This is a genomic window from Arthrospira sp. PCC 8006, assembly GCF_046480465.1.
Taxonomy (GTDB): domain Bacteria; phylum Cyanobacteriota; class Cyanobacteriia; order Cyanobacteriales; family Microcoleaceae; genus Limnospira; species Limnospira platensis.
The window spans coordinates 1-694 of record NZ_PKGG01000506.1; the positions used below are offsets into that span (position 1 = coordinate 1).

1 pseudogene is annotated in these 694 nt (G+C 46.8%); it reads right to left on the reverse strand.

What is annotated here, in order from left to right:
* Positions 1-419 (reverse strand): annotated as a pseudogene (locus tag B9T16_RS29095) (hypothetical protein); the annotation flags it as partial.
* Between the last annotated feature and the right edge of the window lie 275 nt (positions 420-694).

Sequence of the window (694 nt, forward strand, 5' to 3'; positions counted from 1 at the left end):
CGCAAGTTGCCCAAGTCGCGAGACACGGGAACTCTAAATTTTCCGTCCTTGATTTTAACCCTCGGCCTAATCCGGACGAAATAAGCGTCTTTGGGCCGGTAGTGAGGGAGTCTAACTTTCTGTGGAAAGGTCTCCTCTTTGAGGGCCTGGCTCAAACGGTAGAAGCTCCGAAAAGTGCGATCGACTACTTTAAGAGTTTGTTGGGCTATATCGGTGTTCAACCGTTTATAGTTCGAGTTTCCCTTACAGTAGTGATAGTTGGACTCGTAGCAAAGATGTTTCCCATCTTGGAAGTAATACTGCCATTGAGTGTAAATTCCTACATTGTAGAGATTTTTACTCAGTCGGCAGAGTTCCCCCAAGGCTTTCAACTCTCGCACTGGAAGTCCTCGTATCTGGTTCTTTTGAGTCAGGTACATAGCTTCTCACTAGAACTATGTGTATTTTAGTGAGAAGTGTCTCCAATGTAAAGCCGTGCTGGAAGCACGCAGCAATTCTCATTTTGGAAATTCAACTGCTATCGGGTGGGATGTCTAACTCGAGACCCTCAAGCATAAAGGTCAGAAGGTGGTCCCAACTGTCGAAGTACAGTCTGGGTAAGCGCGCGCAAATCATTAAAGAAGGTTTGGCGCTTCGGTAAGTGCGCTCGTAGCAACTGGTACTTGTTATCGAGCAACTCCTGCAGGGTGTGGAA